Genomic DNA, 24,669 nt, shown 5'->3' with positions numbered 1-24,669 from the left:
CAGCTTTCTGTAGGTTTGACCATTTTCTAGAAGGTATTTAAATTGTTTTATAGCTTAAACCCTTGCTTTAACGCAAGGGTTTTTTCGTTGACTGACAATTTGGACATTAAAACAGGGTGGCATTAATCTTGACCACTAGACCTAACGCACGTACCTTTGCCGTTTGACTGTACTTACGTGCCTTATTGTCACATATTAAATGTTTGATTTTGAAGATTATATTGAAGCCTGAAGATGAAATGGACTTCCTTCCCATTATTCCACTTAATGAAAGTGAAGCCGACAGTTTTAATAAAAAGGATGTTCCTTCTGAATTATCATTATTACCGCTACGCAATACAGTATTATTTCCTGGTGTAGTGCTGCCAATTACTGTTGGTAGGGATAAAAGTATAAAAGCAGTAGATGATGCCTATAAAGGTGGAAAATACATTGGGGTAATTGCACAAAAAGATAGCAATGTAGAAGATCCAACCATTGCTGATTTAGAATCGATTGGAACTGTAGCAAAGATTGTAAAGCAAATTAAAATGCCGGATGGCGGTATTACCGTAATCATACAGGGCAAAACACGATTTGAAATTGAGCAGATAACCGCAGAAGAACCCTATTTTAAAGCAACGATTAACTTGCTGGATGACGAGGAGATCTCAACTGAACCTGATTTTGCTGCTTATGTTTCCAATATTAAAGACCTGGCAACAGAAATTATACAGTTGTCACCCAATTTACCATCTGAAGCTTCGGTTATTTTAAAGAACATAGAAAGTCCTTCCTTTTTAATTCATTTTGTAGCTAGCAATCTAAATACGACAATCGTAGAAAAGCAACGTCTGTTGCAGTTAAATAATATTAGAGAGCGTGCGGACTTGTTAATGCAACTGTTGCAAAAGGAATTACAGTTTGCTGAGTTAAAAAATAAAGTAACCAACAAAACCAAGGCTGAAATAGATAAGCAGCAGCGGGAATATTTTTTGCAGCAGCAGCTAAAAAGTATTAAAGAGGAGTTAGGAGGTGATGCTAATGATCGTGAGCTAGCCGAGATGAAGAAAAAGGCAGAAAGTAAAAAATGGCCTGATGCAGCAAAGGAGATGTTTAAAAAGGGGATAGAGAAACTTGAGCGAATGCATCCGAGTACGCCAGACTATTCAGTGGTGTATAACCATTTGGATTTAATGCTGGACTTGCCTTGGGAAGAATATACGGAAGATAAATATGACCTAAAAAAGGCGAAACAGGTTTTGGATGCAGAGCATTATGGAATGCATAAAATAAAAGAAAGGATTTTAGAATACCTGGCAGTCCTAAAGCTAAAAGGAGATATGAAAAGTCCCATTTTATGCTTTTATGGTCCTCCCGGTATTGGTAAAACTTCTTTGGGAAGAAGTATTGCCAATGCTATTGGTAGAAAATATGTGCGTTTAAGCTTGGGGGGTATTCATGATGAAAGTGAAATTCGTGGGCATCGGAAAACCTATATAGGTGCCATGCCAGGCCGGATTGTACAGTCCATTCGAAAGACAAAATCCTCAAATCCGGTTGTAATACTTGATGAAATTGATAAAGTTGGAAGTGATCATAGAGGAGACCCTAGTAGCGCCTTATTGGAGGTGTTAGATCCGGAGCAGAATCATACTTTTTATGATAACTATCTTGAATTAGAATATGACCTAAGTAAAGTATTATTTATTGCTACTGCGAATAACCTGCAAACTTTGCAACCGGCTCTTCGTGACCGTTTGGAGATCATTGAATTGAATGGTTATGCCGTTGAAGAGAAAATAGAAATTGCAAAACAACATTTAGTGCCTAAGCAAAAAGATGCTCACGGCTTAGGTAAGACAAAGTTTAAAATATCGGATAAGATATTAGAAAAGATCATTGAAGACTATACACGAGAAAGTGGTGTACGGGAATTAGATCGTCAGTTAGCGTCTATTATGCGTTACCAAGCAAAGCAATTAGCTTTAAAAGGTACAATCAAAACTAGTTTAACTGCAGCCGACATAGAAAAGATGTTGGGGCGCACCCGATATTCTAATGAGATCTATAAAACCGTAAATATGCCTGGTGTAGCTGTAGGTTTGGCATATACTTATGTGGGCGGTGATATTTTATTTATTGAAACGACTTTAAGTGACGGAAAGAGTGATCTTAAGCTAACGGGTAACCTAGGTAACGTGATGAAGGAAAGTGCTGCAACAGCATTGTCTTATTTACAAGCCAATGGAAAAAAAATAGGAATAGACCCACTGGTATTTGAGAAGAAAACGGCGCATATACATGTGCCAGAAGGTGCGACACCAAAAGATGGTCCCAGTGCTGGTGTAACAATGCTAACGGCGTTAGCATCTGCATTTACAGGAAGGAAAGTTCGCCCTTATGTTGGAATGACTGGAGAGATTACACTTAGAGGAGCTGTTTTACCAGTAGGGGGAATCAAAGAAAAAGTATTGGCAGCAAAACGTGCCGGACTAAGAGAATTGATCTTATGCTGGCAAAATGAAAAAGATGTGCAGGATATAAATCCTGAATATATTAAAGGAGTAAAGTTTCATTATGTAAAGACGATGAATCAAGTATTGGACTTAGCTTTACAAGATTAAACAATACCCTAATTGCGTTTTTTACTTATAGTCCTATTCACATTAGCCGCTTTATCTTCTAATTCTCAGACATTAGGAGGAAAAGCGGCTTATTCTTTTTTAAACTTGCCTGCTTCACCATCGCTGTCTGCTTTAGGTGGTGTAAACATTTCTTATAACAATAATGATGTAGGTTTAGCTACCAACAACCCTTCTCAATTAACAAGTAACTTGCATAGTCAACTGGGTGCATCGTTTAATGCTTTTTTTGCTGGTATTAAGGCCTATCAATTAGCAGGGGCTGCTTATAATCAAAAGCGTGACCTAACAATAGGAAGTAGCTTATTCTTTATTGATTACGGTAATATAACCCAAGCTGACGACGGAGGGAATGTAACGGGTAGCTTACGCCCAAGAGATATGGTTTTTCAGTTATCGGTTGGTAAAAGTTATCTAGAGAAATGGCATTATGGTGTCACTGGCAAGTTTATTCATTCTGACTATGGCATCTATCAGTCTTCTGCAATTGCATTTGATGTAGGAGTTCATTATTCAGATTCTTCAAAGCTATTCAGTGCAGCCTTTTTGGCTAAGAATATGGGTACGCAACTGTCTACCTATTATGGAGAGAAGGAGGAGCTTCCTTTTGATTTACAGCTAGGAATAACGAAACGGTTAGAAAAAGCCCCTTTAGGTTTTTCAGCTACTTTACAACAAGTGCACCGCTGGTTTGTAGGCTATGAAGATTCATTGGTGACAACAACAGGGTTCAACAAGTTCTTTAACCACTTTGTTTTAGCAACCCACGTGTATATAGGAAAGAATCTTGAAGTAATGGCCGGTTATAACCGCTTACGGAGAACTGAATTAAATATCAATACAGGAGGGAATGGGTTAAATGGTTTTTCTACAGGTTTTAAAGCCTCATTTAAGAAATTACAAGTTCAATATGCGCGTGCGTATTTCCAACGCGCAGGGGCATATAACCAATTTGGTCTCAATCTGAAGTTGAACTCACTGATACAATCCAGCGATTTATAATCGTCCATATAAATAAAAAGCCCCTGATTATTCAGGGGCTTTTTATTTTAATCGAAATAACTAAGACTTGTTTTAGGTGTTAGTGTTTGTAAAGTTTTAAACATTAATTGTATTGTTTGCTCTATATCTGCACGGTGCAACATTTCAACTGTTGTATGCATATAACGTAGAGGAATAGAAATGAGCACTGATGGGCAGCCATCGTTTGCATAAGCAAAGGAGTCAGTATCTGTTCCAGTACTTCGAGAAACCGCTCTCAATTGTACCGGAATTCCATTCTTTGCAGCTACATCCTGAACTAGATTTAGTAGTTTGTTGTGTACTGCAGGCCCAAATGAAAGTGAAGGGCCCTTGCCACATGTTGTATCTCCCTCAATAACCTTATTAATCATAGGAGTGGTTGTATCGTGCGTTACATCTGTAATAATAGCAGCATTTGGTTTTATACGACGTGCAATCATTTCTGCGCCACGTAAACCAATTTCTTCCTGTACGGCATTAACTACGTATAAGCTATAGGGGAGCTTTGTTTTATTTTCTTTTAAAAGTCGTGCAACTTCTGCAATCATAAAGCCTCCGATACGATTATCAAAGGCTCTTCCAATAAAGAAATCATTGGCTAATTCATCAAAGCCATCAACATAAGTAACCACACAGCCTACGTGAATGCCAAGGTCCTCTATATCCTTTTTACTTCTGGCTCCGCAATCTAAAAACACATTTTCAACTTTAGGTGCAGGCTCCTTATCTGGAGTATTAATACGAGTATGGATAGCCGGCCAGCCGAATACAGCTTTTACGGGCCCTTTTTTTCCATGAATAATAACACGCTGGCTAGGTGCGATTTGATGATCTACACCACCGTTGCGTTTTAAATAGATCAATCCTTCATTAGTAATATAATTGACAAACCAGCTGATCTCATCAGCGTGTGCTTCAATAACTACTTTAAACGGTTGGTTGGGATTAATGATACCTACCGCTGTCCCGTACGGATCTGTCATGATTTCATCAACAAACGGGCTGATGTAATTTAGCCAAAGCTTTTGACCAGCAGTTTCAAATCCAACAGGAGAGGGGTTATTAATATAGTTTCTTAAAAAATCTAAAGACTTGCTCGTTAAAATGGAAGTGCTTTTCGTTTCTATCTTTTTCGTTCCTTTCGCCATAGTCATTATTCTTTAAATATCAAATTTACTTAAATCTAAATCAAGAATAATAGCAGTCCTGATAGCATCATTAAGCCATCTAAAAGAAAATAATAGTAATAATCTGATTCTGTTTTATTAATAGGGATGTTTAACAGTACTAAGATCAATAGTGGAACGAAAAACGTTATTGCGACATTGAATGGCAAGAAATAAAATAGGGCTAAGTTACTCAGCAGTGTAACCGATATAGAAATCCAGAATATAACAGAAATACCCTTGTCTGTTATGTTTGTTACCAAGCTTCTGATGCCTTGTTGTCGGTCCGTTTCTTTATCTCTATTATCAAAGAGAATGCAAATAGAATAAATTAAATAAAAGCGATTAAATATATACAAGTGTTGAGCTGTACTCCAGTTATTTGTATTTACAACTAATGGTAGAATGGCAGTTACGTAAGTCCAAACTAAGGTTAAGAATGCAGTTTTTGCAACAGCAATTTTTTGCAATTGGTTGAAAGGAGAAAAAGGAAGTTTCGGAGCTGAGTATAGAAAGGTAATAAAGGCAATGGATAACAGCCAAGGCCAATAGTTTAGTAAATGAAGGCCATAGTAGGTGGCGCCAATCAGACCCATTCCGGCCAAAGTGATGTGTAAGCGCCGATTTTTATAGTGCCAGTTTGCTTTAATAGCAGTGGTGGCAGGGGCAGGTGTCAGTAGCCAATGAAAGTTGTAACTGCATAGCGTACTAAACCATACAAAGAATAATAGGGTAAAATTGATCGGATAATCGAAAAGTAAGAAGGTTTGATACGTCATCACTACCGTACAGCCAGCTATATACAAGCTGGTAAACAGTAAAAAATCAAAACCTTTTTTAATTGATTTAAGCAAACCTCTAAAATCGTTCTACGATAACATTGGCAGTAGCGGTATCACTTACGTTTTTGGCTTTATCAAGAACTACTATTTTCAAAGCCATAGTGTCTGGTTCTTTTTGGGTAGAACCAGGTATACTAATAGTAGAGATGCCGGCTGTAAGACCAAAACCATATGTGAGTGTAAGGGTCATTTCTCCACTGGGATTATCAGGAAATGAAGGGATTTTAAAGCCTTGGGGCTTTATGTCGGTATAAGGTCCTCTTTTGTTAAGCCGTGTTCTTACAACATACAAGGAGTCATCAACATCGCCTTCTTTATCTGTGAATGATAAAACGATTTTTAGATCTTGGTTTCGGGGAACAAAATCATAGTTCTGCGATTCTATTTTTATATGAGGCTTGGTTTGAAATTTGTCTTTGTTGCAAGCAGCAAAAACTAACGCACCTATACAGAGGATAAATATTTGTTTCATAGTTAAGTCCTATCCAAATTTACCGTTTGTCCTTCGAAAAACCTAAAGCCCTTATTCTATAATAGTATTTTAATAGTACGCAACACTAGACAGAAAGATCTTAATTGGATGCTTTTAGTTCTTCTTTTTCTATAAACGCGTCCTGATAGACTTTTCGTATACCTTCTTTGAGGCCAATTGAAGCTTTCCAGCCCATCGCGTTCAACTTAGAGACGTCCATTAACTTTCTAGGCGTGCCATCGGGTTTGGTGGTATCAAAAGTGATGCGGCCTTCATAGCCCACGACATCCTTCACCAGGTACGCCAGGTCTTTGATGGAAAGGTCTTCACCCACGCCGATGTTTACCAGCCCGGCTTCATTGTAGTTGTCCATTAAAAACAGACAAGCGTCGGCCAGGTCATCGGCATGCAAAAACTCCCGGAGCGGAGTGCCTGATCCCCAGACCATTACTTCTTGATCCCCTTTTTCCTTGGCTTCATGGAACTTCCGCAACAGGGCCGGCAGGACATGCGAGTTCTTAAGGTCATAGTTATCGTTGGGCCCATAGAGGTTGGTGGGCATCACCGAAATAAAATTGCAGCCATATTGGTCGCGGTAGGCATCACAGAGTTTGATGCCGGCAATCTTGGCAATGGCATAGGGTTCATTGGTGGGTTCTAATAATCCAGTTAAAAGGTATTCTTCTTTTAGGGGTTGCGGGGCCAGCTTGGGGTAGATACAGGAGGAACCCAGGAACAACAACTTTTTCACCCCCACCTGGTAAGCCTGGTGGATGATGTTACTCTCGATCAGCAGGTTTTCATACAAAAAGTCGGCGCGGTACGTATTGTTGGCTACAATACCGCCGACCTTGGCGGCGGCCAAAAAGACGTACTCGGGTTTTTCCCTTTCAAAGAAAGCGGTAACCGCGGCTTGGTTTCTCAAATCCAGCTCTTTAGAGGTGCGGGTCAGCTGGTTGGTAAAGCCTCTCTTTTCAAGCGCTCTGACCAGGGCACTGCCCACCATCCCGCGGTGACCGGCTATATAGATTTTACTGTCTTTGTTCATGTTGCTTTCGCTTTTCTTTTTGCTTTTCCCGCTTGGTTTCTCTGCGCTCCCTTCTTGTTCCTTGTGCCTTAGCTCACCTTATTCAAACTGGCGCGCTACCTGGAAGCCGTTTTTAATCAGCAGCTGCTCGCGCTGGAAGGTTTGCAGATCGGCTTCCACCATTTCGGTGACCAGTTGCTGTAGGCTGTACTTCGGCGTCCAGCCCAGTTGGGTCTGTGCCTTGGTGGGATCACCAATGAGCAGGTCCACTTCGGTGGGGCGGAAGTACTTGGGGTCAATCTTCAGGACCTGTTGGCCCGTCTTGAAGGCAAACTGGGACGTGCAGCTTTTAATCACCCCGACTTCGTCGACACCCGAGCCTTTAAACTCCAGTTCCGCGCCCACCTGTTCAAAGGCCATACGGATAAACTCACGCACCGGGGTGGTAATACCGGTGGCAATGACATAATCCTCCGGCTGGTCTTGTTGTAAAATAAGGTACATGGCTTCCACGTAGTCTTTAGCATGTCCCCAGTCCCGCTGGGCATCGATGTTGCCCATGTACAGGCAATCCTGCAGGCCTAAGGCCAACTGGGCAACTGCGCGGGTGATTTTTCTTGTCACAAAGGTCTCGCCCCGTAGCGGGCTTTCGTGGTTAAAGAGGATACCGTTACAGGCATACATCTGATAGGCCTCGCGGTAGTTCACCGTGATCCAGTAGGCGTACATCTTGGCCACCGCATAAGGAGACCTTGGATAGAAAGGAGTCGTTTCTTTCTGGGGGATCTCCTGTACCAACCCGTAGAGCTCCGAGGTGGAGGCCTGGTAGATACGGGTTTTCTGGGTTAAGCCCAGCAAACGCACGGCCTCCAGGATGCGAAGGGTACCGATGCCATCGGCATTGGCAGTATACTCGGGGGTGTCAAAACTCACCTTTACGTGGCTCATGGCGCCCAGGTTATAGATCTCATCGGGTTGCACTTCCTGGATGATGCGGATCAGGTTAGTGCTATCCGTCAAATCCCCGTAGTGCAGTTTAAAGCGCACGTGGCGTTCGTGGGGATCCTGGTAGAGGTGATCAATCCGGTCGGTGTTAAACAGCGAGGCCCGCCGTTTGATGCCATGGACCATGTATCCTTTGTTCAGTAAAAGCTCGGCTAAATAAGCGCCGTCCTGACCCGTCACGCCCGTTAGTAATGCAACATTCGACATTGAAAATGAATTAGTTAATATGAAGTTAGTTTGATAATTCAGCAGCGAAAATACAATAATGTTTCTATTGAAATATGGTTACTTATAAAGAACAATAATAGGAATCGTGCTATTAATTAAAGATGCCGACTTAAGCAAACTAGTAACATTTTAAAGTACTTACTAGGGTTCATCTAAATGCTTTCTTAAGTTAAATACCTAATATTTTTTCTAATTAATTTCTTTATAAGGAGTAGGTAACCGGTTGATAACCTGTATCTATATAGACTCAGGTTATCATCTTTTTATCCTCGGGTTATACTCAGATTATCCTTGAGTTATCCCTGAAACTAGTTTTAATTGCTTATAAGCAGTATAAATATTCATTAAGGCAAGTATTTGTATTAAACGAGGTATTTCTGGAAACGGAAGGGATATATTATACGATTAAACTAAGTGAGGTTATATAATGGTAATATAGACATTTTACAATTCCTTAGATATCAATAGAATAGCAAGTACAATTTTATCAATACCTATTATGGGGTAGAATTCAGTTGTAATTGATTTTCCTCAATAAAAATTTAAGACTTTCTTAAGCGGAAACCTCATCTATTTCTCGTTTTTTTAGTCATAAACTATACCTTTGCGCCCTGCTGTAGAGCTAATTTTCAAAGCGATACGGTGGTTACATTTCTGATTATGAGAAATATGTAGTTGTATTTCCTAATAATGAATGTTCAAATCCAATAACATATGAACTGCTTTAGGGGCCTATTTGTACTTCTGCTTTGTTTTGTTAGTGTTTTTGCTTTCGCGCAAATTCCTTCTGATCTTAGTGCCATAAAGGCTTCTCAAATACCTGATGCTCAATTACAACAATACTTGGCCCAAGCAAAAGCTAAGGGGATTACATTGGATCAGCTTGAGGCAGAAATGCTGCGCCGTGGTTTACCCCAAAGTGAAATGGCCGAATTGAAACTGCGCATGAAGCAACTTAGCCAAACTGGTGCAAGTGGGGATTCACCGGCTGATATGCCAACTGGGATTTCACAAGAAAATGGGAAACGTACTTACAATAGAAATCTACTGTTAGATGCGGAATCATTTGAAAGCCTGAGAAGGCGTTCAAAGATTTTTGGGTCTGAGTTATTTTCTAACTCAAATCTGACATTTGAACCCGATATGAAAATGGCTACGCCTAAGAGCTATGTTATTGGCCCTGAAGATGAATTGATCCTAAACGTTTATGGCTTAAACATATCTCAGCAGACTTTAAAAGTGTCGCCTGATGGCACTGTAAATGTAAAGTATGCAGGTGTAGTTAAAGTCAATGGGCTATCTATGGAGGCCGCTTCTGCACTTTTAAGAAGTCGATTAATAAAATACTATCCAGGTTTGAGTAGTGGGCAAACAAAACTGGAATTATCCCTAGGTAATATTCGCAGTATTCGAGTTATATTGATTGGAGCGGTTAATCGCCCTGGGACCTATACCTTACCTTCTTTAGCTAGCTTATTTAATGCGTTATATGTAAGTGGTGGGCCTGCCGAAAACGGTTCATTCAGAAATATTGAATTGATACGAAATAATAAGGTTGTAGAGGTGGCTGACTTGTATAACTTTTTATTAAAAGGTAATCAAAGTAGCAATGTTCGATTAGAAGATAATGATGTTATTCGTGTTCCGTATGCCAAGACGATGATTACTCTGGATGGAGAACTGAATCGTCCGGGAATTTTTGAAATGCACAATAATGAAACGCTGGAAGATGCTGTGGAGTTTGCAGGTGGTTTCAAAAGTAAAGCCTTCAAAGGAAGGGTTACCGGTAAGCGTTATTTAGATTATGACAGAACGGTTGTAGATATTTCAGGCGATTCATTGGCCTATTTCAAGCCTAAAAACGGAGATGAGTTTTTCATTGATTCCGTTATCAATCGTTATCAAAATCGTGTGCTTATTGATGGTGCGGTGTTTAAGCCAGGCCAATATGCTTTGGAAAGTGGAATGACCTTAAAGCAGTTGATCAATAAAGCCCATGGCCTTAAAGAGGATGTATTTACTGGCCGTGCTTTAGTGGTGCGTACACGTGAAGATCTAAGTAAAGAATATATTGCTGTAGAATTAAAACCTATAATTGCTGGTCATGTAGATGGCTTAGTACTACGTAAAGAAGACAGTATACATGTTGCTTCTATTTTTGATTTGAAGGATACAACGACAGTCACTATAAATGGTGCTGTGCGTAAGCCCGGCGTATTTCGTTATGAAGATGGTCTTTCTCTTAAATCTTTAATACTAAAGGCTGAAGGATATACAGATCATGCAACAGGATTGGGTATTGAAATTTCTCGCCGTAAACGTGACGTAGATGTTAGCAGGTCTGGTAGCAGTATTGTTGAAATCATCAAAATTGATGACAATAAGGAGCTCGCCAACAGTTCAACAGATGTTGAGTTGAAGCCGTTTGATATCGTTACAATCAAAGAAGATCCTTATTACAAAAAGCAGATCAGTGTTAAAGTATCTGGCGAAGTGCTAATGCCTGCAGTATATACCCTGCAAAGCAGAGAAGAGCGTTTAAGTTCATTAATTCAACGTTCTGGCGGATTGCTTTATACAGCGAATGTTAATGGGGCTAAGTTGATAAGGAAGAAGACTGAGGCTATAGATTCGGCTGAAATCCGTCGCTTGTTCAAGGCTCTTAATAAGGAAGCAAATCCTTTAGCTGAGGATAAGTTAAATGATACAAAGCTGTCTGCGAAAGATGGTGCAATCCAGTATAGCTCTCAATGGATGGATTACAATGTAAAGGCTTTGGGTAAGGATTCTACCTTGTTGAAACTGGAATTGGCTTCGAAGAAAACTACTGAAGTAGCTATTGATCTGAATTATATCTTAAGACACCCTGGTAGCAAAGACGATATTACATTAGAAGAAGGTGATGAACTGATTATTCCGCGTATCAACAATACTGTTAGTGTGAGTGGTGAAGTATTTAAGCCTGTTGATATTATGTACGAGAGAGGAAAGAGCATGAAGAATTATTTGTCTGATGCTGGAGGAGTAACGCAGTTAGGAAAAAGAAATAAGGCCTTTGTGATTTATGCAAATGGTAGATCTGCAAAAATTAAAAAGGCACTGGGTATATTTCGGATTTACCCGCAGATGGAACCTGGATCAAGCATATTTGTGCCGCAGGTAGCTAAAAAGAATTCGTTTGATGCTGGAAAGGCAGGTATTTTGATTTCGGGAGTCACTGCTTTGATTACTGCTATTTCGCTGATGGCCAGATAGTTTTAATGCAATTAGATGAACCATCGCATTCTGGCTGGCATTACGTTTCTTTATCATTTCGAAAGTGGTTTACAATGAATGGTCCGGACTATTCGAATCAATGAATAGTCCGGACTAATTGAAGGTGCCAGAAATTTTGGTATTAAGTGAGTCCTTAAAAATCTTGACATGGGACTCAGGAGGCGAAGCTTTGCCTGTTAACGAAATATTTTCGATGGTAACAATTCAACTTTACTATTGAAACTTGATTAATAAATTAGTTCGATCATGGAAGTAAATAAGGAATATTCTTTGGTTGATATTTTGAAAATACTAAAATCTTTTTCTCAATATCTTTTTAAAAGATGGTGGCTATTGGCAATTGTTATGTTGGCAGGTGCTGGATTAGGCGTTGTTTTTTATTATAAGCAAAAGCCAAAGTATGAAGCTGTAACTACATTCATTCTGGAAGAAAAATCTTCTGGTGGCGGAGGTTTGGCTGGATTAGCTTCCCAATTCGGCGTTAATTTGGGCGGTTTAGGTGGTGGTGGAAGTATGTTTTCTGGAGATAACATACTAAATATCTTGAAGTCAAAGAATGTTATTCAAAGAGTTTTGTTAACCAAGATTGAAGATACTACATACGGTGGACAGACCTTGAGCGATTTATATTTAGATTTTTCTGGGATTAAAAAGGCATGGCAAGAAGAACCTTTATTGGCTAAATTCAGTTTTGTAGGTGCTGAGAAGCAAATGAGCCCACTTCAAGACAGTGTGTTGAATATCATATATGAAGCAATAACTAAAAATAATATAGCTACAGATCGTACTAGTAAGCAAGGGTCAATTATTAAGGTGCAGGTCACTGCTGAAAACAGTCTGTTTGCTAGACTTATGACAGAACGTTTGGTTGAAGAAGCTTCTAAGTTATATTTTGATATTAAAACAGGTACTGCGGAGGCCAATATCCAACAATTGCAACGCCGCTCGGATTCATTGTTAATGTTATTAAATAGGAAATCGTTTACAGCAGCGGCCAGTCTGCCGCTGGATATAAATCCGGGAATACGGACAGGGGTAGTGCCAAGTGAGATTGCTACCAGGGATAAGACTGTTCTGGCTACGTTGTATACAGAGGTTACCAAGAACTTAGAAGCTAGCAAACTGGTGTTATCGCAACAGATGCCTGTTATACAAATTTTGGATAGACCTGGGTATTTGTTAGTAGATAAGAAAAAAGGGCGGCTATTTTGGGTAGCTACTTTTTTAGTGGGACTTAGCGCAATTTATATTTCTGGTATTTTTCTTTACTTCCTTAGAGTACAAGAAAACAGATATAACAGATGATTTATTTATTATACGTGAATAACTAAGGTGTAGGCTAAAGTATAAAAAATGGGTTTTCTTAAATCTGAAAGTTATAAAAAGGGGGCTATTACCTCAATATTCTTCAGTGGTATTGCAAAGGGGCTTGCTTTTTTTCAAAGTGTAGTAATTGCTTTTTATTTCGGTTCTAACTTTCATACAGATGTATACTTTTTTGTTTACACAACGATTACTTTAATTGCTTCATACATTATATCATTGAATTATCTGGTATTAATTCCAGAGGCAATGAAAATATCTAGTGAAGAGTCTGAAATAGCATCGCAGCGCTTCTTAAATTTTTTCTTATACATTTTTATTTTTTTAGTCTCATTGTTGGAAATATGTTTCTATTGTGACCCAATACAGTTTTTTGAAACTTTCTCCAAATTAGATAGCAGTATTCTGAAAAGCGAAATGCATACAATGACGCTATTTATGCCCGTATTGCTATTAATAGTGTTGACAACCTATTTTACAGATATTCTAACATCAAAAAAATATTTTGCTTTACCTCTTATTGTTAATTCAATAAATAGTTTGTTGACTGTTTTATCCGTTTTTGTGTTGCATAAGTATGTTGGAGTTAGTTGCGCTATTATTGGTATTTATGTGGGATATATCATCAATTTGCTTTGGCTGCTATATATTTTATTGCAAAAGCTAAGGTGGAATTTCCTTTCTGTAAATTTTAAGATTCAAAAAAAAGTACGTAAGAATATAGCCTATGCTTACTTATCTCAGGTGACTACTTTTTTGGGAAGCTTTTTCCCTATTTATCTTATCAGTAGTTTTTCATCTGGAATTATGACATCACTTAATTACGCCCAAAGACTCTATCAGATTCCAGAACAACTTATTATTTCGCAAACAAGTTCAGTTTTGGGTATTAAATTGAATGAGCTAAACGTAAACAAACAAAACAATGAGTTGAACAGAATCTTATTGGAGGTTGTTTCGTCAACATTATTTATAGTAGTACCATTTAGCTTTGCTTTTTATTTGTATAGCGAGAAAATTGTTGAGATCATTTACATGAGGGGAAGTTTTGATGTTTCATCTGTAAAATCAACGGCACTTTTTCTTAAATATTTTGGAATAAGTATACCCTTTATTGCATTGAATGCTTTTTATAGCAGGGTATTTATTGCCTTACAGAAAATGAAATTGGCTTTTTATTCATCTCTTTTTGTCAATATCATCTTTTTATTACTAATGTATTTGTTTGTCCAGTTATTAGGCCCAATAGGGTACCCAATAGCTATATCAACGTACTTAGGATGTAGTGTGATAATCTTATTTCCGTTATTGTTTCAATTGCGAATGCCGTTAATAAATTCAATAGGGATAATAAAGTGTGTATTTCGAATTTATGGCCTAAATCTAATTTTAAATCTACCAATTTGGTTTCTTTTAAAAAGTGAAATCGAGTTTAATATTTTTCTATATGCTACTTGGATCGTTAGTTGTTTAATCATCTTGAATTACTATACAAAGACAAGCATACATTTTTATAATATTCAAAAGATAATTTTGAAGAAAGTAGCTTTCTCAAAATAAAAAATCACCATTTATGGAAAAACTTAGGCGCTATTTATCAGCAACGTCCTATAAATACTCAACTTTTAAATTTTTAGATAGACAAGTTATTGAAGTAAATGATTTCCGTGAATTGAAAAAGCTGTTTCGTTGGGAAAATGATCCTATTCTAGATAGGGACGATATGTATAATTGTAATTATGTAGAGGATTTGAATGAAAGGAAATTGAGAGATACAGAAAGCATTGCTACGATTATGCGAAATGCCAAACCCAAAACAGCAGTGGAAATTGGAACTGCAGATGGAATGGGTACATTGTTGCTTGCTAAAAATTCACCAGATTCCCAAATATACACCGTGAATATTCCTCCTGAAGAGATAAAGCAAGGGGGGAAATTGGTAACCTATGCGCCTGACAGGGAAGAAATCGGTTCAGCATTTAAAGAAACTCCATTTAGCAAAAACATTCACCAAATTTATGCTAACACAGCCTATTGGGAACCCAATATTGGTACTATAGATTTTGCAATAATAGATGGTTGTCATGATACAAAATTCGTCTATAACGATACTAAGAAAATATTGAAACATGCTAAGAAAGGCAGTTTTATTCTTTGGCATGATTTCAATCCTTCTTTGGTTAAAAAGTTTAATTGGATTCACACAGTTTGTAAAGGGGTTGATCAACTTTGTCGGGATGGATTAATCACTGATCGTATTTATCATATTAAGGATTCTTGGGTAGGAATTTATCGGGTGTAGCGCATGGAAAGTTATAATAAGTTAAAAATAGTATACGCCTATACTGTTTTTAGGTCTGCAGCGTATGGTAATGTGCGTGCAATGAATGAGAAATACATTAGTGATCTCAATAAATCTGGGTTTAATGTTGAAGGTTTTTGTCTGACGCTTGATCCACCTAACGATGCTTTAACCTTTAAAGATCTTGATAGAAAATGGAAATGGGGTGACCCGACGCTTTTCAAAATGTATGAGGAGCTTGAAAGGAAAATTGATGGTAAAGACGTACTTATAAATGCCTCGGGGGTCAATTTGCATCCAAGGTTTGTTGAGCGTTTGCCAGTTTTTACCGTTTATCAATGCTTCGATGATCCCGAAAGTTCTGAACATCGTTCTAAACCTACTGCATTTTCCTATGATTTATCTCTAGTGGGTAATATAGCTGAAGTGGATACATATAAAAGTTGGGGTGTAAAAAATGTAGATTGGACATGTCTCGGACTAATGCATGGAATCTTCAATAAAAGCATTACATATGAAGGCATACTGAACGGAGATCGGGATGTCGATTTGTTTATGATGATTGATAAAACTGCACCGTGGCGTAAAGAAAGATTGAACAAAATCGATACTGCATTTCCCGATGCTCATTTTTATGGAAAGGGGTGGAAGCGTGGGTTATTGCCCAGGGAAAAAGAAATTGGAATGTTAGCAAGAACAAAAATTGGCCCTAATATTCATAACTCAACTGGTCCAATAAATCTTCGAACATTTTATTTGCCGGCAAATGGAGTAATGCAAATATGTGACAATAAAAGTCATTTGGGAAAATTGTTTGAGCTAAACAAGGAAGTAGTTGGATTTGACACCGTAGAAGAATGTATAGATCTATGCCATTATTATTTAGAGCATGATGATGAACGTAGGGAGATAGCTGCAAATGGCTGGAAGAGAGTAATGTCTGATTATACTGAGGAAAAGGTTTTTGCCAGAACTTATGGGATAATAAACAGTTATTTAAATATTGTAGATAAAAGAAAAGACGATCAAAAGCCAATTTCTATTGTCTATAATAGCCGGCCTAAATATTTGAAAGCGGTTCTGCTTACACATAAGCTATCTAAAAATATTTTTTTCCTTTTTAAGCGTTCAGCCAAAATTTTGTATAGTAGACTTCGATACTTTAAAAATAAATAAATGGTAGAAGAAATAAAACTTGATGATAAATTATTAGCAATAATCATTAGTAACCAATATCGTAAAGACGGGATATCTTTCTTTACCCCTGGAGATTTTTCTCAACAACTTGCTTATATGAAACATCCACAGGGAAAAGTTATTCAACCACATGTTCATAATCCGGTAAAGAGGGAAGTACATTATACAAAGGAGGTTTTGATTATAAAAAAGGGCAAGCTAAGGGTTGACTTTTATACAGATAACCACGATTACCTTGAAAGCAGAATCCTTGAAGAAGGAGATGTAATTCTACTTTCTGAAGGTGGACATGGATTTGAAGTTTTAGAAGATCTTGAAATGTTTGAAGTAAAGCAGGGCCCTTATGCTGGGGATTCAGACAAAACAAGGTTTGAGCCCAAGGTAGAAGCGCATCAAATAAATGGTTAAAAATATTATTGAATAAGTAAGATTTATATGAGCGAGTTTATTCCGGTATGTGAGCCATACCTTGCTGGCAGAGAAAAAGAGTACGTTTTAGAATGTCTGGAAACGGGGTGGATTTCTTCTGCTGGGAAATATGTAAAGGAATTCGAAGAAAATTTTGCTTCTTATTGCGGGACTCGCTATGCTGTAGGAGTTTGTAATGGTACGGTAGCGTTGCATTTAGCATTGACAGCTATGGGGATTGGAATGGGGCATGAAGTGATCATACCTAATTTCACAATGATAGCTTCAGCCTTTGCTGTATGTTATACAGGAGCTATGCCAGTTTTTGTGGATGCCGATAAAGAGACTTGGAATATTGATGTTTCTAAAATAGAAGCGAAAATAACTTCTAGAACGAAAGCAATAATGCCTGTTTCAATTTTCGGTCACCCTTGTCAAATGGATGAAATAAATGCTCTTGCAAAAAAATACAATTTATTTGTACTTGAGGATGCTGCTGAATCGCATGGCGCAGAATACAAAGGCAAACGAACTGGTAACCTTGCAGACATTAGTACCTTTAGTTTTTTTGCAAATAAAAATATTACAACTGGTGAAGGCGGAATGGTTGTTACCAATGATGAAAACTTATATAAACAGGCGCTGTATTTTAAAAACCTTTGTTTCCCTTTAGAAGGCCCCAGAAACTATCTGCATAATGAAATTGGATTTAATTATCGTATGACTAATATTCATGCGGCAATTGGATTGGCTCAAATGGAAAAAGCAGATGAGTATAAAGAGATGCGAATAAGCAATGCGATGTTGTATCGGAAATATTTGAAGGATGTACGTGGAATTAGGTTTCAGCATACAGATTCTAATGTGCTACATGTTCATTGGATGAATACTATAGTAATCAATCCTGTTGAATATGGGAAAACGAGGGATGAACTAATGTCATATCTTAAAACTAAGAATATTGACACTCGATTGCTTTTTGTTGGAATGCATAAGCAGCCTGCTTTGAAAAATTATGGATGTGAAACACAAGAAAGTTTTCCTGTTACAGACTGGCTCACAGACAATGGTTTTTATCTGCCGTCAGCAAGTAATTTAAAAGAGAAAACCATTGAATTTATTTGTAATGAAATTATAAGTTTTAGGGGGGTATAATTTATGGTATTTGATAATTATGCTAAATACTACAATCTGCTTTACAAAGACAAGGATTACAATTCTGAAACTGATTACGTTCAGTCATTAATCAAACAGTATGCACCAACACAAGCCAAAACTTTATTGGATATAGGCTGTGGCACTGGATTACATGCTTATTATATGGCTCAATTAGGCTATCAGGTGACCGGAATTGATAGTGCGCAAGAAATGGTTAATCAGGCTTTGGAAAAGAAAATTCCTAATGCAGATTTTCATGTAGAAAATGCGACTAGCTTTTCATTGGATAAAAAGTTTGAAATAATAACTTCTTTGTTTCATGTATTGAGTTATCAAACTCTTACACAAGATGCGTTGGATATGATACAAAATGCCAGTGCTCATTTGAATGAGGAAGGAATATTTATTTTTGATTTTTGGTATGGTCCTGCAGTCTTGACTGAAAAGCCCTCTGTTAAAGTTAAGCGACTAGAAGATGATGAAATAAAAGTAACCCGAATTGCTGAGCCTGTTTTAAAGATAAATGAGAATATTGTTGATGTGAACTTTGAATTGGTAATTCAAGACAAGCCGAATAATCAATTTAGTGTAGTGAAAGAGACTCATCCAATGCGTTACTTTTTTAAGCCTGAGATTGAATTATTATTGGATCGTGCAGGTATGTATCCTGTATATTTTAATGAATGGATGTCGGGAAACACTCCTTCTGCCTCTACTTGGGGTGTATGTTGTGTAGCTACAAAAAAAAGAAATTAACCAGAAAATGAAAGTTCGAATTGTATGTTATGAGGATGTTGACGGCTGGATTTTGGGAAAGTTTGCATTAAAATTACGTGAAAATCTCTGCAATATGGGCATTGACACTGACATTGCAAAGAAGCCTGACAGTTCTGCGGATATTAATCATCACATAATCTTTTTGGATTATGAGGGGAAAAAGAATTCCATAGATACCCTTATGATCACGCATGTTGACAATATAGATAAACTGGAGCTTCTCAAAAAACAACTTCAAACTGCAGAAGCAGCTATCTGTATGTCAAAGGAGAGTGTGATTAATCTTTCACAATTAGGATTAGAACGAAATAAACTATGCTATATAAATCCAGCTCACGATGGGGTGGTTTCTGTAAAAAAGATTGTAGTTGGCATTGCATCACGCGTGCATGATGATGGGCGCAAGAGAGAGTACTTTTTTGATAGGCTGGCTGGGGATATAGACTGTCGATATTTCAAATTCAAAATCATGGGCAGTGGTTGGGAACCACAAGTTGCATCACTTCTTAAAAATGGATTTGAAGTGGAGTATACAGACCGCTTTATCTATGATGAATACATAACAATGATTCCTACGCTGGACTATTATTTATACATGGGTATGGATGAAGGCCAAATGGGTTTTATTGATGCTTTGGCTGCAGGAGTAAAAACAATTGTTACAGCACAAGGTTATCATCTGGATGCTCTTGGTGGGGTAGTTCACCCATTTACTTCATATGAAGAGATGAAGAATATTTTTTTATCTCTTCAGGAAGAAAAGGAAAAACTTGTGATGTCTGTTAATACATGGAATTGGGCTGATTATGCAAAAAAGCATGTTGAAATATGGAATTATTTGCTTAGCCGCAAACCTGTAGAAGGTAAATTTACAGATGGCTTGAATTCATTACTGGCACAAAATGACATACCTATAGATTATGATAGTGCTTTCGTGAAAAACAAGATCAGAGAATTAAAATGGAACAAATACTCCCATTCTTATTTTAAGAAAAAAGATCAGTTGAAAAAAGCATATAATGCAAAAGGCTTAAATGGGGTTCTAAAGCTAGTTGGGACTAAGGTTACAAATAGATTAATCCCTTACAACATCTCAGGAAAGAAGAAGAAATAGTGATATGCCGGTCTTTCGCGCAGCTTAATTATGTTAAAGAAGATTGTCTTTTATATTGTAACTATATGGCTTGTATTGTATAACAATTCATTAATGTATGAAGCTGATTTAGGGTATTCCTGGTCTCATATACCTATCCCTAAATTTTTCAGATTTGTAGAAATTTTAGTTATAACAGTACTTTATATAGTTGCAATAATAAAGTATGCTAAGGATCGATCTTTGGGGAAAACTAAGCTATTTGTTTTTTTATTGTTTTGTTTGTCTATCCTGGGAATAATTGTCTCCTTTAACTTTAGTTACAGTTATTATCAGTTTGTCTCCATATATTTATTGCTTTCGCCTCTTTGGTTGTATGATGTATTTTGTTCAATAGGTATCGATGAAAATTTTATAAAGCGGGTAGTAAAATTTTACTTCGGTTATATTTTATTGAATGCATTGGTGGCTTTATTTGTGCATATACCTAATTATTGGCCAGTACATTCGGATAATGTTAATGGATTTTTTAGTGATGCACATGTCTTTGGTACTTTTATGGCAATGACTTCAATTGCTTTCTTTGCAAAATTTATTTATGAAAAGAAATTGAAGTTTTTAATTTTTTCGAACTTTGTGTTATTGATTTCTTTTTTCTCTTCAAATGAGAAAGTTATTATTGCCAATCTGCTATTTATCTTTATCCTTTTATTTACCTACTCCAAAGTTACTCGTAGAGTCACCTATATTTTCGCTGGTTTTGTACTGTTTCTTATGTTTTCCAATTTTGATATTGAAAGCTTTTTAGAGCCTATGGGAATCGACTTTCGATTATTCTGGCTAATTAAATCCATAGATTTTTCACAGATTGGACCAATAAAAGCTTGGCAAATAGCTATGCATTACTGGCTTACTAATCCCTACACTTTTCTTTTTGGGTTGGGACCCGGCAACTATGCCAGTGCTGGTGCATTGGCTGCCTTTACTGAAGGAGTTAAAAACTTAATTTATCAGCAGAATGACTTTTATATAAGCATGAGCGAGTTGGCTTTCAACTCTTCCTTTGATCGTCCATTTAATTTTTTTACCAATCTATTAGTAGAATTTGGATTTGTCGGATTCACTATTTTTTTTATGCTTGTTTTTAAAATTGTGAAGACTGTATATGTACAGAAAAACCTTACAGGATTAAATAAGATATTGAGAATTGTATTCTTGTTTAATATGTTTGTTTTTTTCTTTACAGGATTGATCATGCCAGGGGAGTGGATGACACAAATACTTAGTTATCCCACCATGCTTTTAGCATCATACTTTTTCTATCTCAAACGTAATAGCTCTATAACAAAATGATGGTGAAAAAAGTTAAGGTATTAATAACAGTTGATTCCTTGAATTCTGGAGGGACGGAAAGACAGGTTATAGAATTGGTAAAAGGTTTTTCAAAGAATAAAGATTTTGAAGTGTCCGTTCTTACACTTACAAGCAATGGCTACTACGACAAAATAGTTAAAGACTATGCATCCTTATATTCTCTTACAGCAAAGCCAGGAGATTGGAAAAGAGTTTCATCTTTTAATAGATTGTATAAACTAATTAAAGGCAATAGCTTTGATATTATTCATACGATGAGTTTAGAAGACTCATTAATGATTTATGTTTTGTCTAAACTACTAAATTTTAAATGGATAAATGGAAGTATTAGGGATGCTGATGCTAGATTAAGTAGAAGGCAATTGCAAAAAAGGTATTTACTTAAACAATCTACGTATGTTATTTCTAATAGTCTTGCCGGCCTTAAAGTTTATAATATAAAAAGACGCCGGTTTACGAAAGTAATTTACAACGGAGTAGACCCCAATAGATTTATAGTTAAAAATATAAGCGAATACAGTAAAGGGGCTAAAGAGGTTCGCTTATGCTCTGTTGCTAACTTAACAAGTTATAAAGACTATAATACTATAATTGAGGCTGTCGACTCATTAAGAGAGTTGCCCATTACGTTGCATGTTTTTGGAGATGGACCTTTGAGGCCACAACTTGAAACAAAAGTTCAAGAAAAAGGACTTCAAAAGAAAATAACTTTTTATGGCAGTGTAAGTAATATTGAAAAGTTTTTACCGACTATGGATTGCGGTGTTTTAATGTCGTTTAAAAAGAGTGGTGAAGGCTTGCCTAATGCGATTCTTGAATTTATGTCATCAGGGGTGCCGGCAATAGCTTCAAATGTTGGGGGGGTATCGGAAGTGATAAAAAACAACTTTAATGGCATACTCGTTGAACCAGAAAATGCTTCTTCTCTTTCTGAAGCAATAAAAAGAATAGTTGAGGATAGGGGCTATTTGTCTTTTCTTTCAGGAAATACTCTTTCAGTTATTCAAGGCAAGTTCACTCTTGGCAGAATGATAGATGATTATATAAGTTATTATATAGAAGTTGTTCATGGATAATTTTAATAATACAATCAGCTATAACCTAAAGTTTTCATTGGTTGTAGCAACCAAAAATAGGGTTGTCGAGCTAGAGCAGTTTTTGGAATCACTTGTTAAACAATTATACCGAAATTTTGAGATAATAATTGTTGATCAAAATGAAGATGGACGGCTGTTAGATGTGGTTGCTAAATATGGAAAGCAGTTAAATATTTTGCACTTAAGAAGTGAAACCGGAATTTCAAAAGCAAGGAATGTAGGTTTACAAAAAATGTCAGGTGATATTGTCGCATTTCCTGATGATGATTGTTTGTACCCTAATGATTTATTGAAACAGCTTAATAAACTATTTAGTGAGCATTCAAACTATAGCGGTATAAGTGGTAGTTTAACCGAGGATATTAATTTGCCTATAAAAGAATCAACTGCCGTTATTAATAAGAAAAATATATGGGAAACGGTTAAGTCTGCAACTGTTTTTCTACGTAAAGATGTAATAACTAAAACTGGTTTATTTGACGAGAATTTAGGGGTTGGTTCTGGAACGGGGCTCGGTGCTGGTGAAGAGACGGATTATTTACTTCGGGTAATTAATAATGGCTTTTCAATTGTTCATATTACTGCCATTAAAATAATTCACCCTCCAATAATTACAAACTATAATCAATGGGCAAAAGTTTTTAGCTATACAAAAGGTTCTAGTTATGTTTTTCGGAAGCATAAGTTTCCAATCTATATATTTCTATACCAAATTATCAGGCCATTAATTGGGATATTTTTATTCGGATTGCTTTTGCAAAAGAGTAGAGTTAAATACTACTACTATTCGCTGAAAGGAAAATTAAGTGGCTATTTTACCCAATTGATCCATGAATAATAAAAGATATAAAATAGCATTTTCGACTTCGTCTGAGATCGGCAGCCAAAGGAGTGGGCTTTCGGTATATATGAATGAATTGTTGGAAAGTATCATTGAATATGATGATCAAAATGAGTATCATTTATTTATTCCCCAAAATCACACCGCTTTATTTAGAGAGATTGTTGCAACATCCAAAAGTAATGTTGTAATTCATTTTACAAGTTCATTTTTTAATGGTGCTGTATCCAATATATTTTGGCATTTCTTTATTTATCCTTTTTACTTATGGAAATATAAGATAGACCTGGTTCATCTTCCTGAATACAGAAGGACTGTCCTATTCTCAAAATGCAAAAAGGTAATGACTGTTCATGACTTAATTGGTTTGAAAACAAATAGGTTTGGTGTATTTCGAAGTTTCTATAATAAAAGAATTATTTTCCCAGTTATAAAAAAAATCGATCATTTTATAACTGTTTCGGAAAATACAAGCAGGGATTTACAAGAATGTGTAGGAATAAATAAAGGAAGAATAACGACTATTTATGAGGGAACAAGTGAAAAGTTTAAACCTAGAAACCTAGAGGATATACCTTTTAAGATTAAGAATAAGTATAGTTTTCCTTTCTTACTTTATGTGGGTAGGATTGAGCATCCTAATAAAAATCATTATAATTTAGTTAAGGCATTTAAGATTCTAAAAGAAGATAAAAGTTTTTCAGAAGTAAAAATGGTATTTGCCGGAAAGCTGGCGTCTGGTAGTGAATATGTGCTGCAAGAAATTAAGAATTCTGGTTTAGAAAACGAAATTATAATTACAGGATATTTAGCTGATGAGGAAATACCATATTTATACAATCTTGCGATGCTCAAAGTTTATCCATCAATTTATGAAGGATTCGGTTTGCCAGTTTTAGAAGGTTATGCTAGCGGTTTGCCTGTTGTTTGTTCAAAATCCTCTTCACTTTTAGAATTGTCTTGTTCAAAAGATATGTTGTTTGATTGTTTCTCCCCAGATGAGATCTGTGAAAAAATAAAGATATTTTTAAAGAATGATGAAATAAGGAAGAAACAATTGGCGTTGCAATTTCATTTTATGAATAATTTTTGTTGGAAAAAAACCGCCGAAAAAACTGTTGAAATTTATAATTGTGTAGGCGATACAAAATAACTCTAATTCATTAGAAAGGACATAACAGAGTATAACTCTCACTAAATAAAAGATATCCTCAGAAGTTATTAATCAGTTGGAATTCTACAATGAAATTTGGACATAGTTCGGGCTGAAGAGTTCCAAGGGTTGATATGACATGAAGGGTATTAACTGTGATGCATAATTTCAGATTTCAAGTCAGCTTTTATAAATTATGGTGCCCTTTCACTTATATCGTTCAATCAGTATCATTTTAATACCTTTTTTCTAAATATGAGTTTTAAAGACTCAGAGAAACAAC

At 36.5% G+C, this 24,669-nt stretch carries 20 protein-coding genes; 15 read left to right on the top strand and 5 right to left on the bottom strand.

Annotated elements, in window-relative coordinates; all coding sequences use genetic code 11:
• Positions 1-209: 209 nt before the first annotated feature.
• The gene (gene lon / locus SY85_RS05520) at positions 210-2,606 is read left to right on the top strand and encodes an endopeptidase La (protein WP_226999017.1); all 2,397 of its coding nucleotides are present in this window, start codon (positions 210-212) and stop codon (positions 2,604-2,606) included.
• A 12-nt stretch (positions 2,607-2,618) separates the two neighbouring features.
• The gene (gene porQ, locus SY85_RS05515) at positions 2,619-3,626 is read left to right on the top strand and encodes a type IX secretion system protein PorQ (protein ID WP_066402246.1); all 1,008 of its coding nucleotides are present in this window, start codon (positions 2,619-2,621) and stop codon (positions 3,624-3,626) included.
• Between the two features lie 47 nt (positions 3,627-3,673).
• Here the strand turns inward: porQ and SY85_RS05510 are convergent, their stop codons facing one another.
• The 5 genes from SY85_RS05510 to gmd form a co-directional block, all read right to left on the bottom strand.
• Positions 3,674-4,795, bottom strand: coding sequence for a M42 family metallopeptidase (locus SY85_RS05510; protein ID WP_066402244.1), 1,122 nt, complete (start codon positions 4,793-4,795; stop codon positions 3,674-3,676).
• 35 nt (positions 4,796-4,830) lie between these two features.
• Entirely contained in the window at positions 4,831-5,667 is an 837-nt protein-coding gene (locus tag SY85_RS05505; RefSeq protein ID WP_066402241.1) for a UbiA prenyltransferase family protein, read from the bottom strand.
• Between the two features lie 4 nt (positions 5,668-5,671).
• Positions 5,672-6,127: a hypothetical protein gene (locus tag SY85_RS05500; protein ID WP_066402240.1), complete on the bottom strand. Its 456-nt coding sequence runs from the start codon at positions 6,125-6,127 to the stop codon at positions 5,672-5,674.
• A 100-nt stretch (positions 6,128-6,227) separates the two neighbouring features.
• Entirely contained in the window at positions 6,228-7,175 is a 948-nt protein-coding gene (fcl, locus tag SY85_RS05495) for a GDP-L-fucose synthase (protein WP_066402237.1), read from the bottom strand.
• 78 nt (positions 7,176-7,253) lie between these two features.
• Positions 7,254-8,366 (bottom strand): GDP-mannose 4,6-dehydratase, encoded by a 1,113-nt coding sequence (gmd, locus tag SY85_RS05490; protein WP_066402235.1) that lies wholly within the window; start codon positions 8,364-8,366, stop codon positions 7,254-7,256.
• A gap of 735 nt (positions 8,367-9,101) precedes the next feature.
• On the opposite strand from gmd, the gene SY85_RS05485 reads away from it, so the two are divergent.
• The 13 genes from SY85_RS05485 to SY85_RS05425 all read left to right on the top strand — a co-directional run bounded on the left by SY85_RS05485 (position 9,102) and on the right by SY85_RS05425 (position 24,386).
• Entirely contained in the window at positions 9,102-11,642 is a 2,541-nt protein-coding gene (locus SY85_RS05485) for an SLBB domain-containing protein (protein ID WP_066402233.1), read from the top strand.
• A gap of 267 nt (positions 11,643-11,909) precedes the next feature.
• Entirely contained in the window at positions 11,910-12,968 is a 1,059-nt protein-coding gene (locus tag SY85_RS05480) for a Wzz/FepE/Etk N-terminal domain-containing protein (RefSeq protein ID WP_066402231.1), read from the top strand.
• Positions 12,969-13,016: 48 nt separating this feature from the next.
• Positions 13,017-14,546 (top strand): lipid II flippase MurJ, encoded by a 1,530-nt coding sequence (locus SY85_RS05475; protein ID WP_066402229.1) that lies wholly within the window; start codon positions 13,017-13,019, stop codon positions 14,544-14,546.
• Between the two features lie 13 nt (positions 14,547-14,559).
• Positions 14,560-15,288 carry a class I SAM-dependent methyltransferase gene (locus SY85_RS05470; RefSeq protein WP_066402227.1) on the top strand — a complete coding sequence of 243 codons (729 nt, stop codon included), beginning with the start codon at positions 14,560-14,562 and terminating at the stop codon, positions 15,286-15,288.
• Positions 15,289-15,291: 3 nt separating this feature from the next.
• Entirely contained in the window at positions 15,292-16,464 is a 1,173-nt protein-coding gene (locus SY85_RS05465; protein WP_066402221.1) for a glycosyltransferase family protein, read from the top strand.
• Positions 16,465-16,893, top strand: a complete 429-nt coding sequence (locus SY85_RS05460; RefSeq protein WP_066402217.1) for a cupin domain-containing protein — start codon at positions 16,465-16,467, stop codon at positions 16,891-16,893. It begins immediately after the preceding gene.
• Positions 16,894-16,920: 27 nt separating this feature from the next.
• Positions 16,921-18,048, top strand: a complete 1,128-nt coding sequence (locus tag SY85_RS05455; RefSeq protein ID WP_066402215.1) for a DegT/DnrJ/EryC1/StrS family aminotransferase — start codon at positions 16,921-16,923, stop codon at positions 18,046-18,048.
• A gap of 3 nt (positions 18,049-18,051) precedes the next feature.
• Positions 18,052-18,807: a class I SAM-dependent DNA methyltransferase gene (locus SY85_RS05450; protein ID WP_066402213.1), complete on the top strand. Its 756-nt coding sequence runs from the start codon at positions 18,052-18,054 to the stop codon at positions 18,805-18,807.
• Positions 18,808-18,814: 7 nt separating this feature from the next.
• Positions 18,815-19,942 (top strand): hypothetical protein, encoded by a 1,128-nt coding sequence (locus tag SY85_RS05445; protein WP_066402211.1) that lies wholly within the window; start codon positions 18,815-18,817, stop codon positions 19,940-19,942.
• A gap of 30 nt (positions 19,943-19,972) precedes the next feature.
• On the top strand, positions 19,973-21,274 hold the full coding sequence (locus SY85_RS05440) for a hypothetical protein (RefSeq protein ID WP_066402210.1): 1,302 nt from the start codon (positions 19,973-19,975) through the stop codon (positions 21,272-21,274).
• A complete protein-coding gene (locus SY85_RS05435) occupies positions 21,271-22,371 on the top strand; it encodes a glycosyltransferase (RefSeq protein WP_066402209.1) in 1,101 nt (366 codons plus the stop codon). The genes SY85_RS05440 and SY85_RS05435 overlap by 4 nt, the downstream gene beginning before the upstream one ends.
• The gene (locus SY85_RS05430) at positions 22,364-23,230 is read left to right on the top strand and encodes a glycosyltransferase family 2 protein (protein ID WP_066402208.1); all 867 of its coding nucleotides are present in this window, start codon (positions 22,364-22,366) and stop codon (positions 23,228-23,230) included. The genes SY85_RS05435 and SY85_RS05430 overlap by 8 nt, the downstream gene beginning before the upstream one ends.
• A complete protein-coding gene (locus SY85_RS05425) occupies positions 23,223-24,386 on the top strand; it encodes a glycosyltransferase family 4 protein (RefSeq protein WP_082886308.1) in 1,164 nt (387 codons plus the stop codon). Before SY85_RS05430 ends, SY85_RS05425 begins: the two co-directional genes overlap by 8 nt.
• The last annotated feature ends 283 nt before the right edge of the window (positions 24,387-24,669 follow it).

The organism is Flavisolibacter tropicus, assembly GCF_001644645.1.
In the GTDB taxonomy this organism is placed as follows: Bacteria; Bacteroidota; Bacteroidia; order Chitinophagales; family Chitinophagaceae; genus Flavisolibacter; species Flavisolibacter tropicus.
The sequence above is the reverse complement of the archived record's forward strand: the minus strand, read 5'-3'. Positions and strand labels throughout refer to the sequence as shown.

Excerpts from the sequence above, each read along its gene's own strand:
- SY85_RS05455 (WP_066402215.1), top strand. The coding sequence starts at position 16,921 with ATGAGCGAGTTTATTCCGGTATGTGAGCCATACCTTGCTGGCAGAGAA.
- SY85_RS05500 (WP_066402240.1), bottom strand. The coding sequence starts at position 6,127 with ATGAAACAAATATTTATCCTCTGTATAGGTGCGTTAGTTTTTGCTGCT.
- SY85_RS05465 (WP_066402221.1), top strand. The coding sequence starts at position 15,292 with ATGGAAAGTTATAATAAGTTAAAAATAGTATACGCCTATACTGTTTTT.
- gmd (WP_066402235.1), bottom strand. The coding sequence starts at position 8,366 with ATGTCGAATGTTGCATTACTAACGGGCGTGACGGGTCAGGACGGCGCT.
- SY85_RS05475 (WP_066402229.1), top strand. The coding sequence starts at position 13,017 with ATGGGTTTTCTTAAATCTGAAAGTTATAAAAAGGGGGCTATTACCTCA.
- SY85_RS05445 (WP_066402211.1), top strand. The coding sequence starts at position 18,815 with ATGAAAGTTCGAATTGTATGTTATGAGGATGTTGACGGCTGGATTTTG.
- SY85_RS05440 (WP_066402210.1), top strand. The coding sequence starts at position 19,973 with ATGTTAAAGAAGATTGTCTTTTATATTGTAACTATATGGCTTGTATTG.
- SY85_RS05460 (WP_066402217.1), top strand. The coding sequence starts at position 16,465 with ATGGTAGAAGAAATAAAACTTGATGATAAATTATTAGCAATAATCATT.
- SY85_RS05430 (WP_066402208.1), top strand. The coding sequence starts at position 22,364 with ATGGATAATTTTAATAATACAATCAGCTATAACCTAAAGTTTTCATTG.
- SY85_RS05510 (WP_066402244.1), bottom strand. The coding sequence starts at position 4,795 with ATGGCGAAAGGAACGAAAAAGATAGAAACGAAAAGCACTTCCATTTTA.
- SY85_RS05450 (WP_066402213.1), top strand. The coding sequence starts at position 18,052 with ATGGTATTTGATAATTATGCTAAATACTACAATCTGCTTTACAAAGAC.
- SY85_RS05470 (WP_066402227.1), top strand. The coding sequence starts at position 14,560 with ATGGAAAAACTTAGGCGCTATTTATCAGCAACGTCCTATAAATACTCA.
- SY85_RS05435 (WP_066402209.1), top strand. The coding sequence starts at position 21,271 with ATGATGGTGAAAAAAGTTAAGGTATTAATAACAGTTGATTCCTTGAAT.
- fcl (WP_066402237.1), bottom strand. The coding sequence starts at position 7,175 with ATGAACAAAGACAGTAAAATCTATATAGCCGGTCACCGCGGGATGGTG.
- SY85_RS05425 (WP_082886308.1), top strand. The coding sequence starts at position 23,223 with ATGAATAATAAAAGATATAAAATAGCATTTTCGACTTCGTCTGAGATC.
- SY85_RS05480 (WP_066402231.1), top strand. The coding sequence starts at position 11,910 with ATGGAAGTAAATAAGGAATATTCTTTGGTTGATATTTTGAAAATACTA.
- SY85_RS05485 (WP_066402233.1), top strand. The coding sequence starts at position 9,102 with ATGAACTGCTTTAGGGGCCTATTTGTACTTCTGCTTTGTTTTGTTAGT.